At 62.3% G+C, this 15131-nt stretch carries 14 protein-coding genes; 5 read left to right on the top strand and 9 right to left on the bottom strand.

Going from position 1 to position 15131, the window contains the following annotated elements:
- Nucleotides 1-52 precede the first annotated feature (52 nt).
- On the top strand, nucleotides 53-586 hold the full coding sequence (locus KI797_RS19995; RefSeq protein WP_161507722.1) for an ATP--cob(I)alamin adenosyltransferase: 534 nt from the start codon (nucleotides 53-55) through the stop codon (nucleotides 584-586).
- A gap of 64 nt (nucleotides 587-650) precedes the next feature.
- Here the strand turns inward: KI797_RS19995 and malZ are convergent, their stop codons facing one another.
- From malZ to KI797_RS19950, 9 genes are all read right to left on the bottom strand, one after another.
- Nucleotides 651-2480: a maltodextrin glucosidase gene (gene malZ / locus KI797_RS19990; protein ID WP_161507721.1), complete on the bottom strand. Its 1830-nt coding sequence runs from the start codon at nucleotides 2478-2480 to the stop codon at nucleotides 651-653.
- Between the two features lie 31 nt (nucleotides 2481-2511).
- Entirely contained in the window at nucleotides 2512-3360 is an 849-nt protein-coding gene (locus KI797_RS19985; RefSeq protein ID WP_161507720.1) for an HDOD domain-containing protein, read from the bottom strand.
- A gap of 69 nt (nucleotides 3361-3429) precedes the next feature.
- Nucleotides 3430-3849, bottom strand: coding sequence for an META domain-containing protein (locus tag KI797_RS19980; RefSeq protein WP_005325473.1), 420 nt, complete (start codon nucleotides 3847-3849; stop codon nucleotides 3430-3432).
- A 172-nt stretch (nucleotides 3850-4021) separates the two neighbouring features.
- Nucleotides 4022-5383: a molecular chaperone gene (gene yegD / locus KI797_RS19975; protein ID WP_161507719.1), complete on the bottom strand. Its 1362-nt coding sequence runs from the start codon at nucleotides 5381-5383 to the stop codon at nucleotides 4022-4024.
- 279 nt (nucleotides 5384-5662) lie between these two features.
- On the bottom strand, nucleotides 5663-6652 hold the full coding sequence (locus tag KI797_RS19970) for a 2-hydroxyacid dehydrogenase (protein WP_005325476.1): 990 nt from the start codon (nucleotides 6650-6652) through the stop codon (nucleotides 5663-5665).
- A gap of 77 nt (nucleotides 6653-6729) precedes the next feature.
- Nucleotides 6730-7209, bottom strand: a complete 480-nt coding sequence (locus KI797_RS19965; protein ID WP_161507718.1) for a CreA family protein — start codon at nucleotides 7207-7209, stop codon at nucleotides 6730-6732.
- Nucleotides 7210-7229: 20 nt separating this feature from the next.
- A complete protein-coding gene (locus tag KI797_RS19960) occupies nucleotides 7230-7676 on the bottom strand; it encodes an Mpo1 family 2-hydroxy fatty acid dioxygenase (protein ID WP_161507717.1) in 447 nt (148 codons plus the stop codon).
- Between the two features lie 232 nt (nucleotides 7677-7908).
- A complete protein-coding gene (locus KI797_RS19955; protein WP_161507716.1) occupies nucleotides 7909-8772 on the bottom strand; it encodes a hypothetical protein in 864 nt (287 codons plus the stop codon).
- A gap of 187 nt (nucleotides 8773-8959) precedes the next feature.
- Nucleotides 8960-9346 (bottom strand): TraR/DksA family transcriptional regulator, encoded by a 387-nt coding sequence (locus KI797_RS19950; protein WP_005328486.1) that lies wholly within the window; start codon nucleotides 9344-9346, stop codon nucleotides 8960-8962.
- A 462-nt stretch (nucleotides 9347-9808) separates the two neighbouring features.
- On the opposite strand from KI797_RS19950, the gene KI797_RS19945 reads away from it, so the two are divergent.
- The 4 genes from KI797_RS19945 to KI797_RS19930 all read left to right on the top strand — a co-directional run bounded on the left by KI797_RS19945 (nucleotide 9809) and on the right by KI797_RS19930 (nucleotide 15125).
- Nucleotides 9809-11140: a glutamine synthetase family protein gene (locus KI797_RS19945; RefSeq protein WP_161507715.1), complete on the top strand. Its 1332-nt coding sequence runs from the start codon at nucleotides 9809-9811 to the stop codon at nucleotides 11138-11140.
- A gap of 270 nt (nucleotides 11141-11410) precedes the next feature.
- Complete coding sequence (locus KI797_RS19940) at nucleotides 11411-12772, top strand: aspartate aminotransferase family protein (RefSeq protein WP_226170752.1); 1362 nt, start codon at nucleotides 11411-11413, stop codon at nucleotides 12770-12772.
- Between the two features lie 54 nt (nucleotides 12773-12826).
- Entirely contained in the window at nucleotides 12827-13924 is a 1098-nt protein-coding gene (locus KI797_RS19935) for an extracellular solute-binding protein (protein ID WP_041206590.1), read from the top strand.
- A gap of 121 nt (nucleotides 13925-14045) precedes the next feature.
- Nucleotides 14046-15125 carry a polyamine ABC transporter substrate-binding protein gene (locus tag KI797_RS19930; protein WP_041206589.1) on the top strand — a complete coding sequence of 360 codons (1080 nt, stop codon included), beginning with the start codon at nucleotides 14046-14048 and terminating at the stop codon, nucleotides 15123-15125.
- The last annotated feature ends 6 nt before the right edge of the window (nucleotides 15126-15131 follow it).

Below are 15131 nucleotides of genomic sequence, written 5' to 3'. Positions count from 1 at the left end.
CCAGCCCCTCGCGGGGCTGGCACACTGCCATTTTCCCTGACCAGATGCGGCCATGAACCCCAAGAAGCCAAGAGACAAGCGCGAGCTCTGCTACCCCTTCATTTTCGAGACCCAGTTCCAGTGTGACTACGAGATCGCCACCGACGAGCTCTGCTGTCAGGTGGGGGCCGTGCTCTCCCATCTGGTGCCGGATGAGGATACCCGGCCCGTGCTGGCGGATCTGGCGACCCTGCAACGACTCATCTACAACCTCAACGGCTCGGTGCGTGGCAGGCTCGGGATCTTCGAGGAAGATCTGGACTGGCTGAAGGGGCGTTACGATCACTACAACGAGGCGAGCTGCGGCCGGGTGACCGGCTTCGTGCTGCCCCAGGGGCCGCAGCCAATCCCCACCCTGCACCTGTGCCGCTGCGGCAGCAAGAAGGTGGTGCGCCTGCTGGTGCGCCTCGAAGAGAGCGGCGTGCGCTTCGACTCCATTCTCTATCGTTTCGCCAGCCTGCTGGCCAACTTCTTCTTCGTGCTGACCGTCTACCTCAAGCAGGCGTGGAATGTGCCGGAAGTCCCCTACGTCAGCATCAACTACTGAGGTTGCCGGGGTTTGCCGAAGCAACATGAAGAAAAACCGGAGCCTTGGGCTCCGGTTTTTGTTGTCAGCTCGACAGCAGCACCCTGGCCGAGTTGGCCGGTATGGTGAGCTGCACCTCCCCTTGCACCACCTCGAACTTGTCGCCGTTGAAGGCGTCGGTGAAGCGGCTGGCGGGGCTGGCGGTCTGCCACAGGGGCAGGCTGATGGTGCGCGGCTCCGTGGGGTGGCGGTTGCAGGCCACCACCACCTGATCGCTTTGCAGGGTGCGGGCAAACACATAGCTGTGAGGGCCGGCGTAGAGGGTCTGGATGTCCCCCCGGCGCAGGGCCGGGCGCTGCTTGCGGATCTGGATCAGGCGGCGGTAGTGATCGTGCAGCACGTGATCCCAGTCTGTGGTGTCCCAGGGGAAGCAGCGACGGCAGTCCGGATCGTTGCCGCCGGAGAGCCCCACCTCGTCGCCGTAGTAGATGGAGGGCACACCGATATAGGTGATGAGCAGGGTGGCGGCGAGCCGCATCCGCTGCTTGTCCTCCCCCAGCAGGCGCAGGAAGCGGGCGGTGTCGTGGCTGTCCAGCAGGTTGAACTGGGCCAGCTGGTTCTTGAAAGGGATATGAGCCCGGGCCAGCTTGAGCCAGCGGTCCAGCTCCTCGGCGCTGATCCGGATGGGATGATAGGCGATGTCCTGCCCCGCCAGGAAGGCGCGGATGGGGTGGGCGAAGCCGTAGTAGTTCATGGCGCCGTCCTCCTGATCCCCCTGCAGCCACTGGCTTGCCTCGAAGAAGTGTTCGCCGAGCACGTAGGCGTCAGGGTTCTCCTGCTTCACCGCGCCGCGAATGGCGCGCACATGGCCGCTGTTGCCCATGGCCGAGCCCCGTTCCCCCAGCATGTGGATGACGTCGAAGCGCCAGCCATCGATCTGGTAGGGGGCACGCATCCAATAGCGCAGAATGGCGTTGTCTGCCCGATACACGGCGTCTTGCACCTGCTCACTGGAGAAGTCCAGCTTGGGCAGGCTGCGAATGCCCTTCCAGCTGACGTAGTCCCCCTCGGTGTCGAAGGTGTAGAAGCTGCGCCAGGGGGAGTCAGGGTTGCTCTGGGCCCCCAGCGGCGGGCAGAACCAGGGGTGATCGGTGGAGGTGTGGTTGACCACGGCGTCCAGGATGATCTTCATGCCGCGCTGGTGCAGGTTGCGGGTCAGCTCGGCAAACTGGGCATTGGTGCCGAGGTGCGGGTCGACACTGTAGTAGTCCTGGGTGTCGTACTTGTGGTTGCTCGGCGAATCGAAGATGGGGTTGAGGTAAAGCGCCGTCACCCCCAGGGATTGCAGGTAGTGCAGCTTGGCGTCTATCCCCGCCAGATCCCCGCCGTAGAACTCGCAGGCGCCGTGGCCTTCCTCGTGGCGGCTGACCGGTTCCCCCCAGGCCTTGCTGATGACCGCCTTGCCGCGGTATTCGTACTCGTGATGCTTGACGCTCAGCGAGGGATCGCCGTTGCAGAAGCGGTCGGGGAAGATCTGGTAGAAGACCTGATCCTGTACCCAGGTCGGCGGCTGGTGATGGCTGTTGAAGCGGAAATGCTGCTCCCGCGGCGGCATGGCGGCGCTGACGCCCGCCCCGTGCAGCCACCACTGCTCCTCGTCTGTGAGGCACTTGAAGCAGTAGAGGTGGATCTCCTGCCCTCTGGCCAGCGGCAGCTCGACCTGCCAGACCTGCAGCCTGTCCCGGGTCGAGACCGGGCGCATGGCCACCAGGTACTCCTCGTTGTCCGGCTCGTGACGCAGCCACACCTCGCGGATGGGGGCGTCCAGCTCGCTGAACAGGGTGAGCAACAGGGTATCGGCACTCTCTTTGAACCAGGGTGCCACCTGGGGATGAAACAGGAAGGGATGGGTCATGGTATCTACTGCATCAGAGGGTGGCCAGAGGCTACTGGGTCAGGAGGTCGGCGAGGGCATTGCCCTGTTCGTGAAGTTGCTCCAGCTGATCCGCCAGGGTGGCGGGATCCAGCCCGAGCTGGTCGGCCAGCGGCTTGGGGAAGCGCGTTATGATGGTCTGGGCCGGTACTCCGGCGTGCCAGGCGAAGGAGACGAAGACGGCGAGCCGGATCAGCACCGCCTCCTTGCTGACGGGATCGTGGGAGAGGGGATCCAGCTGCTGGGCGATGGCATCGACGAAGGAGGCCGATAGGTTCCAGCGTTTCGCCAGCTCGGCGCCGAGCTGGGCATAGTCGTACCCCAGCATCTCCCGCTGGGCCTCGACCCGGCTGCTCCCCTTCTCGATGGCCAGGTTGATGAGCCCGGCCTCCTCCGGCAAGGTGCTCTGGATCAGTAGCTCGCCGATGTTGTGAATGAGGGCGCAGGTGAAGGCGCTCTCCGGATCCACCGCCTTGGTCTGCTGGGCCAGGGTGCGGGCTATGGTGGCGACCTGGAAGGTCTGGGTCCAGAAGCGGTGCTTGTCAAAGCCAGGGGGGGCCTTGAAGCTGCTGATGATGCCGGAGGCGACCACCACGGAGCGCAAGCGGTTGAAGCCGAGACGGATCACCGCCTGCTCGATGGAGGTCACCTCGTTGCCCCGGCGCAGGGCGGCGGAGTTGGCCATCCGCAGCACCTTGACGCTGATCACCTGGTCCATGGCGATCTTGGCCGCGATCTCGTCGATGCGGGCATTCTCATCGTTGAAACTCTGCATCAGCTCGTGCAGCAGTTGCGGGATTGTGGGCAGTTGTTTGATCTTGCCAAACAGGCGATCCATCGACATGGCTGAGGCAGCCTCCATTGCGAACATTGCCTCATATTGTGCCACAGCTGGGTCAGTTGTTCCTGTCGGTGAGTGGTTTTGTGAGCCCTAGTACACCCAGTCTCGCAGTTTGTATTCCAAACGGTGCTGTTTTCCGGTCAGGATCAGGGTCTGTGGCGTGCCGCTCAGGGTGGCACCCTCGGTCAGGGTGGTCAGCACCGCCTGCTCCACGGCATCGAGCGGCGCCAGACAGGCCATCTCGGTGTTGCCCAGGCTGGTGACCCAGAGTCTGTCATCCTCGAGGTGGCCCTGGCCGAAGTAGCGGTTGCAGCCGGCGATGCCATTGACGGTGAGGTGTTCCCCTATCTCTATGTCGGGGGGATTGATGCGGCTGCTGGGGATGGCCTGGCCATCCAGCTTGTCGAGCACCCAGTGGTGGTGCTGCAGATCTTGCGAGGCGAAGCGGGGAGTACTGCTGCAGGCGCTGAGCAGGAGCAGGGCGAGCAGCAGTAGCAGAAATCTGGGCATGAAAGGGGCTCCGGTGGGGGGGAGTGACAAGCATACCCGTGCCATGGCCCGGGAGGCAGGGCACGGGGGGGCCGGCCCGACCGCTTCTGTCGCCCTCAGGGAGAGGGGGGTGTCGGTAAATGGCAACACCTGCCCCGGCTGAGCCTGTTTACCCATGGCTCCCCTGACCGTCTCAGCCGGCGAACAACCGCTCGGCGTAACGGGCGAGCCCCGAGGCCACAGAACCGAAGTCATCCCCTCCCTCCAGAGGCACTGAGGGCAGCTTCTGACGAATGAAGGCCTTGATGAGGGGAGAGCGGGCGCTACCACCGGTGACGAAGATCCGGTCCGGTGCCACGCCGGCGGCGGCGATCGCCTCGTCCATCAGCTCGCCGACCTTCTCCAGCAGGGGGGCCGAGGCACTGGCCAGCTGAGGGCGGGTGAGTTCCGCCTCCAGCCCCTTCTCCAGCTCGTTCAGGGTCTGGTGATTGAGCTCGTGGTCGGACAGGGCGATCTTGCCCTGCTCGGCGCGCCACACCAGCTGGTGGCTCAGCTTGTGGACCCGCAGGCTGGCGAGCCGTGAGAGTTTGCTGCCGGGCTGGCTGTCGAGCTGCAGATCCTGCAGCTGGCGGGCGGTATCCAGGCTGTAGAAGCGACTCTGGGCGCTGACGTCGTTGATGGCGGCCGCGTCCCAGAACAGCGGATGGGGCAGTGGCTTGCCGGTCTTTAGGGTCTCGTGCATGCCGAGCAGCGGCATCATGCCCTCCACCGTCAGGCGGATGTCGAAGTCGTTGCCGCCGATGCGCTGGCCGCTGTGGCCGAGCAGATCGCCGCTGCGATCCAGCCGGTCGCGGTGGCTCGGGCCCATGCGCAGCATGGAGCAGTCGGTGGTGCCGCCGCCTATGTCCACCACCAGCACCACGGCATCCTCGGTGAGTCGCGCCTCGAACTCGAAGCCGGCGGCCACCGGCTCGTAGAGAAACTCCACCCGCTCGAAGCCGGCGAGGCGGGCCGCCTCACCCAGGATGGCGATGGCCTGGCGGTTGCTCTCCTCCCCGGCCAGCCCCTGGAAGTTGACCGGGCGACCGATCACCGCCTGGCGCACCGGGGCTCCGGTCTGCTGTTCCGCCTCGTGGCGGACGTGCAGCATCATTGCGCAGACGATGTCCTCGAACAGGGCTATCTGGGGCGCCTTGAGGCCGTAGGCCCCGAGGAAGGATTTCGGCGACTTGATGTAGTAACCGTCATCCGGCTCCTCCAGGTAGCGCTCCAGCGCCGCACCGCCGAAGCTGAGCTCGTCGATGAGTCCCTCTTCGCGCATCTGGCGGCGCACCGCCTGGGCCCGGGTCACCACGGGGCCCCGCAGCTTGAGGTACTCCGCCTGCTGCGTACTGGCCAGCCGTTCGGCCAGCAGGCCGGCGATGGCGTCCCGGTGTGGGGCGTGCAGGGTGGAGGGGAGGTAGTGGGAACCGGAGAGGGTCAGCAGCCTGGGGCTGCCCTGTTCCATCACGGCGACGGCACAGTTGGAGGTACCGTAATCAAATCCGATAAACATGGGTGCCAGACTCCAGAGCAAAAAAGGAGGACTGGCCTACCCGAAGGTGCCGGGTCTTACAACCCGACGCACAGTCGGAGGTACAGTGAGCATATCCGATGAACATGCTTGCCAGACTCCTGTACAAAAAAGGGCTGGTAGCCTACCCGAAGGCGCCGAGTCTCACAACCCGGCGCCATGGTTATTGCGGTCGAAGGGGACAACAGGGCGAGCGGGGTGCCTGTCTGCGCAGGAGACAGAGGGAGTGGCTCCCTCTGTTTTCATCGCTGCGGGGAGGGGTCACTCCACCTCGTTGTCGCTGCGGCCCTGGCTCTCGATGGCCTGGAGGTTGCCGAGGGTGGTGTCGGCGATGGCGTGCAGCGCCTCCCGGGTCAGGAAGGCCTGGTGACCGGTGAACAGCACGTTGTGGCAGGCGGAGAGGCGGCGGAAGACGTCATCGGTGATCACCTCGTTGGACTTGTCCTCGAAGAAGAGATCCTCCTCCTCCTCGTAGACGTCCAGCCCCAGGGCGCCGATGCGGGAGGTCTTGAGGGCCTCGATGGCGGCGTTGGAGTCGAGCAGGCCGCCCCGGCTGGTGTTGATGATCATCACCCCGTCCTTCATCTTGGCGAAGGCCTCCTTGTTCAGCAGGTGGTAGTTCTCCTTGAACAGGGGGCAGTGCAGGCTGATGACGTCGGACTGGCGCAGCAGGGTGTCGATGTCCACATACTCGGCCCCCAGATCGATGGCCGCCTGGTTCGGGTAGGGGTCGCTCACCAGCAGGCGCATGCCGAAGCCCTTGAGGATGCGCAGGGTGGCGATGCCGATCTTGCCGGTGCCTATGATGCCGGCGGTGCGGCCATGCATGTTGAAGCCGACCAGCCCCTCCAGGGAGAAGTTGGCGTCGCGGGTGCGCTGGTAGGCCTTATGGATGCGGCGGTTGAGGGTCATCATCAGGCCCACCGCGTGCTCGGCGACCGCCTCGGGGGAGTAGGCGGGCACCCGCACCACTTTCAGGCCCAGCTCCTTGGCGGCCACCAGATCCACGTTGTTGTAACCGGCGCAGCGCAGGGCGATGACCTTGGTGCCATTGGCGGCCAGCTCGGTCAGCACCTCCCGGTCGGCGTCATCGTTGACGAACAGGCAGACCACGGGGAAGTGATGGGCGAGGCGGGCTGTCTTGGCCTCCAGCCGCACGTCGAAGAACTCCAGCTCGAAGCCGTACTGGCTGTTGGCCTGATTGAAGTGTTCTTTGTCGTAGCTCTTGGTACTGAAAACGGCGACTCTCATGGGGCGCTCTCCGCAGATAATGATGTGGTTAAATTACAACAAATAGTGACCGTCATCACGGGATAAATGGTGGGGATTCAGCCCCACGGCATGATGGGAACGGCGCTCACTGCACTCTTGTACGAACCATCCACCAACTTGGTGCTGTAAGTCAGATAGACAAGGGCATTGCGCTTCTCGTCGTAAAAACGCACCACCTTCTGCTCCTTGAACACCAGGGAGGTGCTGACGTCGAACACCTCTTCCCCGGCTTTGAGTTTGGCGGGCAGGGTGATGGGGCCTGTCTGGTGGCACGACAGTGAGGCGTGGGAGGGATCTTCCGCCAGCCCGAGACCGCCCTTGACGCCCCCTGTCTTGGGGCGCGCCAGATAGCAGGCGACGCCGGCGATTTTCGGGTCGTCGAACGCCTCCACCAGGATCTTGTGATTGGGGCCGACCAGCTTGAAGGCGGTGCTCACCTCGCCGACGGGGTCGGCCTTATCGGCCAGCGCCGGACCGGCAAACAGCGCGCCCAGCAGCAGAGGCAGGGCGCGGGTGAGGGGGGAGTGGTGTGTCATGATTTCTCCTTTGGCTTCCCTCAGTAGGGGATGCCCAAACGACGATAGAGGCTGGCCAGCACCCAGGCGGGGCCTACCAGCAGAAATTGCAGGTCGGCGAGGAAGGAGGGGCGCTTCCCCTCTATCCGGTGGCCGACGAACTGGGCTACCCAGAGCAGCGCGAAGCCGTACAGGGCCGGCCACAGCAAGGGGCCTTGCCAGCTGTGGCAAATGATCAGCCCCAGCGCGGTCAACGCCGCCATTCCCACGAACAGGGCAAACGACAGCCGCAGGTAGAAGGCCAGTACCGGAATGGCAACCAGCGCCGCCCAGTTGAGGGACGGTGGCAGCGGGCCTGCCGGCAGACACCAGAGCAGGGCCAGGGTGCAGAGGTAGATACCGGGCACGGCCACCTTGTGGATGGCCACATTGACCGGGTGCTGGTGGCTCTGGCCGTAGTCGCTGAACCAGTCGTCGAGTCGTTTCATGGCACCTCCCTGGTGCTGCGGTTGAAACCGGCCCGCTCATTCCCTGCGAGCCTGTGGTCTGGGACTCACGCCCTTTGTCGCGGTGGCAAGTCCCAGCGCCAGTGCGCCGGAATCCCGGCGTTACTGCCCTTGCCTAGGGGGATAGTCCCAGCAAATAGGGCTCTGGAATCCCGGCGTTATTGTCCTTGTCTGGGGGGACAGTCCCAACAGATAGGGCTCTGGAATCCCGGCGTTATTGTCCTTGTCTGGGGGGATAGTCCCAATATTGGGCTGGAATGCTCCTGAGCAAGGGGGTCATGTCCGGGTTGGGCAGGGAGATGGTGACCCGCTGCTCCAGATTCGCGCTGGCCAGGGCCTCGCGGATCCTGGGATTCTCGTGGAAGAACTTCATGAAGCTGCCGTCGGCATAGGCCCGCTCCAGTCCTGTCTGGATCGCCTTGGCCAGCTTGGGAGACTCTGGGCTGACGAAGAAGAACTCGGCGAAGGGGTAGCGGATCAGCAGGTGCTGCTCTATGGCGAGATTGGGGTACTGGGCCGCCAGCTCACGGCGTTCCGCGAAGATCTCCACCAGACCGCGGGGAAAGAAGTCGAGCTTGTCGCCGTCGTTGATGAGACGGAACAGGTTGCTGTAGCGTCCCGCATAGGTCGCAATGCCCGCCTGCTCCAGGATCTTGTTGTCGGCCCAGCCAACCCCCTGGGCCGCCTTCAGCTGCCGGAGATCCGCCAGGGTATTGACCTGGTTGAACTTCTCCTGGGCATCGCCGTGGATGAACGACAGCCGCAGTCCTTCCAGACCACGGAACAGCGGAATGGGGACGGGGATCAGGGCGGATTCGAGGGTGCTGGAGGTACCCATCCAGAACACGTTGATGGTTTTGCCCTTGCGCAGCTCCTGCTGCAGGGTGAACTGATTGAGATTGAGGTCGACCCGCTTCAGTTTGTAGGGCTGTCCGGCACGGTCGAGTGCCAGCTCCAGCAGCTTGAGCTGGTATTCGCTGTCGAGGTCATTGATCGGTCGGCTGGGGACCTTGACGGTGAGCGTCTGCGCCTGTGCCAGCAGCGGCAGGCACAAACACAGCTTGATGAGCCATTTCACGCTCTGATCTCCTGTAGAGTCCGGGACTTGCCCGGAGTCTAACAGAAGTTGTCACGCTCTTGCTGTGAAGCCGCGAACAAGGCTCATGTGCGGCCCGGCATGCTCGTCTGTCTAGACGGACGCCGCTGCCTGTGCACGGCCTTGCCTGCAGCCCGGTGCAACAAGGTGGTGACGGTTCACTGGCGTATCAGGCGACGCGGCGGAACACGTGGGTGTCGTTGAATTCCTTGGTGCTCTGGCACTCGACGCAGAAGCGGGACTCAGGACGAGCCTGAAGCCGCTTGAGGGAGATCTCGTCACCGCAGGATTCGCAGTAGCCAAAGTCTCCTTCATTGATGCGTTTCAACGCCCCTTTCAACTTGCGCAGATGCAGCTTGTCGTGCTCGATGCGGTTCAGCTCCAGACGGCGGGCCTCCTCGATGCTGGCACGATCAATTTCATCGGCCATCTCGTTGGTATCGGTGGCGATGGCCTGGCTGGCTTGGGAGTTGAGACGCTCTTCGAGCTCGAGGATTTGTCGCTCGATCTGACCCTTGTAAAAGGCCAGTTGGTCTTCAGTCATGAAATCACACATAGGGTTTGCTACCAGTCAGTTTCCCAATTTTTCCCATTTATGGGGGCTGTCGGCCCGCAGACCAAGCCCCTGTAGTCCGATTTGCACCAAATCCATGCAGGAGAGTGCAAATCAGGGCGGGCCTTGTACCAAAAAAATGCAGGTATGCAAAGCGAATCGGATAAGGATTGTGCGCCCTTGCAAAGAAATGGGCCCGATTCGACAGGGTCTGACTGAGTATCGAGCAGGATCTGTCCATCCTTGGCATCGGGCTTGCAGTGGGCTGTTCATGACACAGGGTGTTTAGTATTTGGTGCCGCGCTGGTCATTATATCAGCCGTTGTTTATAGTTTTTTAAACACCACTGCTTGACAAAGGCCTTTATCGCGGGCTTTTATGGTGAGGTCGATTACATTTTCTTAACAAGGGTGTTCCTTATATTAGACACCCTTGCCAATGACAACCGTAGAGTCGGGGTTTAACATGGACAGTATCAAGGGCTGGATGGAGAGCAATCGCATCACGGAAGTGGAGTGCCTGTTCCCGGATTTCACCGGCAATGCCCGAGGCAAGATCATTCCAGCCAACAAGTTTCTGCGCGAAGGGGGCATGCGGCTGCCTGAGGTCATCTTCACCCAGACGGTGACCGGCGAGTACCCGGATGACGACAGCATGATCGACCCGCTGGAGCGGGACATGCAGCTCTATCCCGATCCCAACACCATTCGTTTCGTGCCCTGGGCACTGGAGCCCACGGCTCAGGTGATCCACGACTGTTTCGACATCAATGGCAAGCTGATCGACATAGCGCCGCGCTCCGTGCTGCGCCGGGTCTTGTCATTTTACGAGAAGCAGGGCTGGAAGCCGGTAGTGGCCCCCGAGCTCGAATTCTATCTGGTCAAGCGCAACGAAGACCCCGACTATCCGCTGGTGCCGCCGGTGGGCCGCAACGGCCGCCCCGAGACGGCTCGCCAGTCGTTCAGCATCGATGCGGTCAACGAATTCGATCCCATCTTCGAGGACATGTACGACTACTGCGAGGCCCAGGAGCTGGAGGTGGACACCCTGATCCACGAGTCCGGCGCCGCCCAGATGGAGATCAACTTCCTGCACGGTGACGCCATCGATCTCGCCGACCAGGTGTTCCTGTTCAAGCGCACCATGCGGGAGGCTGCCCACCGTCACGGCATCTATGCCACCTTCATGGCCAAGCCCATGAGCGATGAGCCTGGCTCCGCCATGCACATCCACCAGAGCCTGGAAGACGTCGAGGGACGGAACCTGTTTGGCACCAGCGAAGGGGGTAACTCCGCCCTGTTCATGCACTTCATCGCCGGCCTGCAGAAGTACACTCCGGCAGTGACCGCCCTGCTGGCGCCGAACGTCAACTCCTACCGCCGCCTCACCTTCGGTGAGAGCGCGCCGCGCAACGTGCAGTGGGGCGTGGAAAACCGCACCTGCGGCCTGCGGGTGCCCTTCTCGGAGCCGAGCGCGCGCCGGGTCGAGAACCGCTTCGCCGGGGCCGACGCCAACCCCTATCTGGCACTGGCCGCCACCCTGGCCTGCGGTTACCTCGGCATGCTGGAGAAGTTGGAGCCCATGCAGGAGATGAAGGCAAGTGCTTATGACCTGCCCTACAGCCTGCCCCGTTCCCTGGAAGAGTCGCTCAGCCATCTGGAGCAGTGCGAGCCCATCAAGGACATGCTGGGGGAGCGCTTCATCCGCGCCTTCGTCGCGGTCAAGCGCAAGGAGTACGAGACCTACTTCGGGGTGATCAGCCGCTGGGAACGGGAATTCCTGCTGCTGAACGTCTGACCCGTCTCGGGAGGGGTGCAGGTCCCTCCCGTCACTCTCAAAGCAAGATGGCACTGGCTCGTAAGGGGCAGCCGATGGCGCCCGCTCGCGGCCGCACCGTGCCCGTGGGCCAGCCCATGGATGCCTGCACGAAGATCGCTTACATCGAAGGAACCGAGGAGCAAGCAACGCAGCATTCCGCCCGTGAGTAGCAGTGACCGGGAGAGTGCCAGCCACCCTCGACATTGACGAATAAACATCGCTTACATCGAAGGAACCGAGGAGCAAGCAATGAAGCAGACCACCCGCGAGTGGCAGCAACTGGATGCCAGCCACCACCTGCATCCCTTCACCGACTTTCAGGCCCTGAACAAGAAGGGCAGCCGCATCATCACCAAGGCCGAGGGGGTCTATCTGGAAGACTCCGACGGGCGCCGCATCCTGGACGGGATGGCGGGCCTGTGGTGCGTCAACCTGGGCTATGGCCGCCAGGAGCTGGTGGATGCCGCCACCAGACAGATGCAGCAACTGCCCTATTACAACCTCTTCTTCCAGACCAGCCATCCCCCTGCCGCCGAACTGGCGACCCTGCTGGCCGAGATCACGCCGCCCCATCTCAACCATGTCTTCTTCACCGGCTCCGGCTCCGAGTGCAACGACACCGTGCTGCGGATGGTGCGTCACTACTGGGCCAGCAAGGGGCAGCCGGACAAGCAGGTGATCATCAGTCGCCACAACGCCTACCACGGCTCCACGGTGGCGGGCGCCAGTCTGGGGGGCATGAAGGGCATGCACGCCCAGGGTGGTCTGCCCATTCCCGGCATAGTCCACATCGATCAGCCCTATCACTTCGGCGAGGGGGAGGGCATGAGTGCCCACGAGTTCGGCCTGGCCCGTGCCCGTCAGCTGGAAGAGAAGATCCTGGCGCAGGGGGTGGACAAGGTGGCTGCCTTCATCGGCGAGCCTATCCAGGGGGCTGGCGGCGTCATCATTCCGCCCGACAGCTACTGGCCCGAGATCCAGCGCATCTGTGACCAGTACGGCATCCTGCTCATCGCCGACGAGGTGATCTGCGGTTTTGGACGCACCGGCCACTGGTTTGCCAGCGAAGGGTTCGGCATCAAGCCTGATCTCATGTGTCTGGCCAAGGGCATCACCTCTGGCTACCTGCCGATGGGGGCCGTGATGGTGGGCGACAGGGTCGCCAGGGTGCTGGTGGAAGAGGGGGGCGAGTTCAACCACGGCTTCACCTACTCCGGTCATCCGGTGGCCTGCGCCGTGGCCATCGCCAATATCCAGCTTATGCAAAGTGAGAGCATAGTTAAGCGCGTCCATGATAGTATCGGCCCCTATTTGCAGCGCCGCTGGAGCGAGCTTGCCGATCATCCGCTGGTGGGAGAAACCCGGGGTAAAGGCCTGGTCGCCGCGTTGGAAATAGTGCAGGACAAACAGACGAAACGCCGTTTCCCGGCCGAACTGCACGCCGGGATGACGTGTCGGGAGTTCTGTTTTAACAATGGCTTGGTGATGAGGGCTGTCGGCGATACCATGATCATATCGCCCCCCTTGGTGATCACCGAGGAACAGGTGGATGAATTGGTCAAACTGGCCAGGCTCAGTCTGGATCTGACGGCAGCAAAGCTGCGGGAATAGGCTGCAACCGGGCAGATTGGCTTACGCATACAATTTGCTTAGGAGACAAGGACTATGTCTTTTAAAAAGGGAATGATGGCTGCTTCCGTGGCGCTGGTCATGATGAGTACCGGGGCGATGGCCGACGAGAAGGTGCTGCACGTCTATAACTGGAGCGATTACATCGGCCCGACCACGCTGGAAGACTTCCAGAAAGAGACGGGTATCAAGGTGGTGTATGACGTGTTTGACAGCAACGAGGTGCTGGAAGCCAAGTTGCTGGCAGGCAGTTCGGGTTATGACATCGTGGTTCCGTCGAACCCCTTCCTGGCCAAGCAGATCAAGGCTGGCGTCTTCCAGAAGCTGGACAAGTCCAAACTCTCCAACTGGAAAAACCTGGATACCTCGTTGCTCAAGGCGCTCGAACCGAGTGACCCGGGCAACCTGTACTCCATCCCTTACCTGTGGGGCACCATTGGCTACGCCTACAACGTCGAGAAGGTGAAGGCCGTGCTGGGTGCCGATGCGCCTGTGGACTCCTGGGATCTGGTGTTCAAGCCGGAGAACATGGCCAAGTTGAAGGAGTGCGGTGTCTCCTTCCTCGACTCGCCGACCGAAATGCTGCCAGCTGCCCTGCAATACCTGGGTTTCAAGCCGGATAGCCAGAAGCCGGACGAGTTGAAGAAGGCCGAGGAGCTGTTCCTCTCCATCCGCCCCTATACCGCCTATTTCCACTCCTCCAAGTACATTTCGGATCTGGCCAACGGCAACCTGTGCGTGGCGGTCGGTTACTCCGGTGACTTGCAGCAGTCCAAGTCCCGGGCGATCGAGGCCAAAAACGGTGTCAATCTGACCTATGTGATCCCGAAAGAGGGGGCCGGCAGCTTCTTCGACATGCTGGCTATTCCGGCCGATGCGAAGAACGTGGAATCGGCCCATGTGTTCCTGAACTATCTGATGCAGCCCGAGGTGATCGCCAAGATCTCCGACGCGGTCAGTTACCCGAGCGGGAACAAGGCTTCCGTGCCGCTGGTGTCCGAAGCGATCCGCAACGATCCGGGTATCTACCCGAGCGAGGCGACGCTGGCGAAGATCTACACCTTCCCGGATCTGCCGGCCAAGGTGCAGCGTCTGATGACCCGCAGCTGGACCAAGATCAAGTCAGGCAAGTAAGTGACGAGTACCCCTCCCGGTCCGCAGTTCGGCCGGGAGGGTGGTGACCACCCGACAGGTTGGACGGTGCGTATGGATGCGCAACTGGCAACATCACACAAATGAGGACTGATAAGTGCACATGACCAAGATGGCAACGCTGGCCCTGACCCTGGGGTTTGCAAATCTGACCCAGGCAGCCCCTGTGGTTCATTTTTACAACTGGTCCGATTATATCGGCGAGACCACCCTCAGTGACTTTCAGCAGAAGACCGGGATCAAGACCGTCTACGACGTGTTTGACTCCAACGAGACGCTGGAGGGCAAGCTGCTGACCGGACGAACCGGTTACGATCTGGTTGTGCCTTCCAACAATTTCCTGGCCAAGCAGATCCAGGCGGGGGCCTTCCAGAAGCTGGATCCCGCCCTGCTGCCCAACCTGAGCAACCTGGATCCCCTGCTGCTCAAGCAGCTCGACAAGGTGGATCCGGGCCATCAGTACGCCGTGCCCTATCTGTGGGGCACCAACGGCATCGGCTACAACGTCGAGAAGGTGAAGGCCGTGCTGGGGGTCGACAAGATTGACTCCTGGGCCACCATCTTCGAGCCGGAAAACATGAAGAAGCTCTCCCACTGCGGGGTGGCCTTCCTCGACTCGGCGGACGAGATGATCCCGGCTGCCCTGAACTACCTCGGCCTCAATCCCAACAGCCACGATCCTGCGGATCTCAAGCGCGCCGAAGAGCAACTGCTCAAGGTGCGCCCCTATGTGACCTACTTCCACTCCTCCAAGTACATAGGCGATCTCGCCAATGGCGACATCTGTGTGGCGGCGGGGTTCTCCGGTGACATACTGCAGGCGGCGGCCCGGGCCGACGAGGCGGGCAAGGGGATCAAGATTGCCTACAGCATCCCCAAGGAGGGGGGCAATCTGTGGTTCGACATGATGGCTATCCCCTCCGATGCCACCAACGTCAAAGAGGCGCACGCCCTGATCAACTATATTCTCGAGCCGCAGGTCATCGCCAAGGTGAGCGACTACGTGGGCTACGCGAACCCGAACATCAAGGCGGGAGAGTTCATGGACAAGGCCGTGCGCGATGACGAGTCTGTCTATCCCCCCCAGGCGGTGCTGGAGCGTCTGTATGTGCAGGAAGCACATCCCCGCTCGGTGCAGCGCCTGATCACCCGGAGTTGGACCAAGATCAAGTCCGGAACCTAACCTTGG

It is taken from the genome of Aeromonas media, assembly GCF_020423125.1.
GTDB lineage: Bacteria > Pseudomonadota > Gammaproteobacteria > Enterobacterales > Aeromonadaceae > Aeromonas > Aeromonas media.
This window is presented reverse-complemented; position numbering and strand designations above follow the sequence as displayed.

Coding starts and splice junctions, on each gene's coding strand:
- KI797_RS19995 (WP_161507722.1), top strand. CDS start 53: ATGAACCCCAAGAAGCCAAGAGACAAGCGCGAGCTCTGCTACCCCTTC.
- malZ (WP_161507721.1), bottom strand. CDS start 2,480: ATGACCCATCCCTTCCTGTTTCATCCCCAGGTGGCACCCTGGTTCAAA.
- KI797_RS19985 (WP_161507720.1), bottom strand. CDS start 3,360: ATGGAGGCTGCCTCAGCCATGTCGATGGATCGCCTGTTTGGCAAGATC.
- KI797_RS19980 (WP_005325473.1), bottom strand. CDS start 3,849: ATGCCCAGATTTCTGCTACTGCTGCTCGCCCTGCTCCTGCTCAGCGCC.
- yegD (WP_161507719.1), bottom strand. CDS start 5,383: ATGTTTATCGGATTTGATTACGGTACCTCCAACTGTGCCGTCGCCGTG.
- KI797_RS19970 (WP_005325476.1), bottom strand. CDS start 6,652: ATGAGAGTCGCCGTTTTCAGTACCAAGAGCTACGACAAAGAACACTTC.
- KI797_RS19965 (WP_161507718.1), bottom strand. CDS start 7,209: ATGACACACCACTCCCCCCTCACCCGCGCCCTGCCTCTGCTGCTGGGC.
- KI797_RS19960 (WP_161507717.1), bottom strand. CDS start 7,676: ATGAAACGACTCGACGACTGGTTCAGCGACTACGGCCAGAGCCACCAG.
- KI797_RS19950 (WP_005328486.1), bottom strand. CDS start 9,346: ATGTGTGATTTCATGACTGAAGACCAACTGGCCTTTTACAAGGGTCAG.
- KI797_RS19945 (WP_161507715.1), top strand. CDS start 9,809: ATGGACAGTATCAAGGGCTGGATGGAGAGCAATCGCATCACGGAAGTG.
- KI797_RS19940 (WP_226170752.1), top strand. CDS start 11,411: ATGAAGCAGACCACCCGCGAGTGGCAGCAACTGGATGCCAGCCACCAC.
- KI797_RS19935 (WP_041206590.1), top strand. CDS start 12,827: ATGTCTTTTAAAAAGGGAATGATGGCTGCTTCCGTGGCGCTGGTCATG.
- KI797_RS19930 (WP_041206589.1), top strand. CDS start 14,046: ATGACCAAGATGGCAACGCTGGCCCTGACCCTGGGGTTTGCAAATCTG.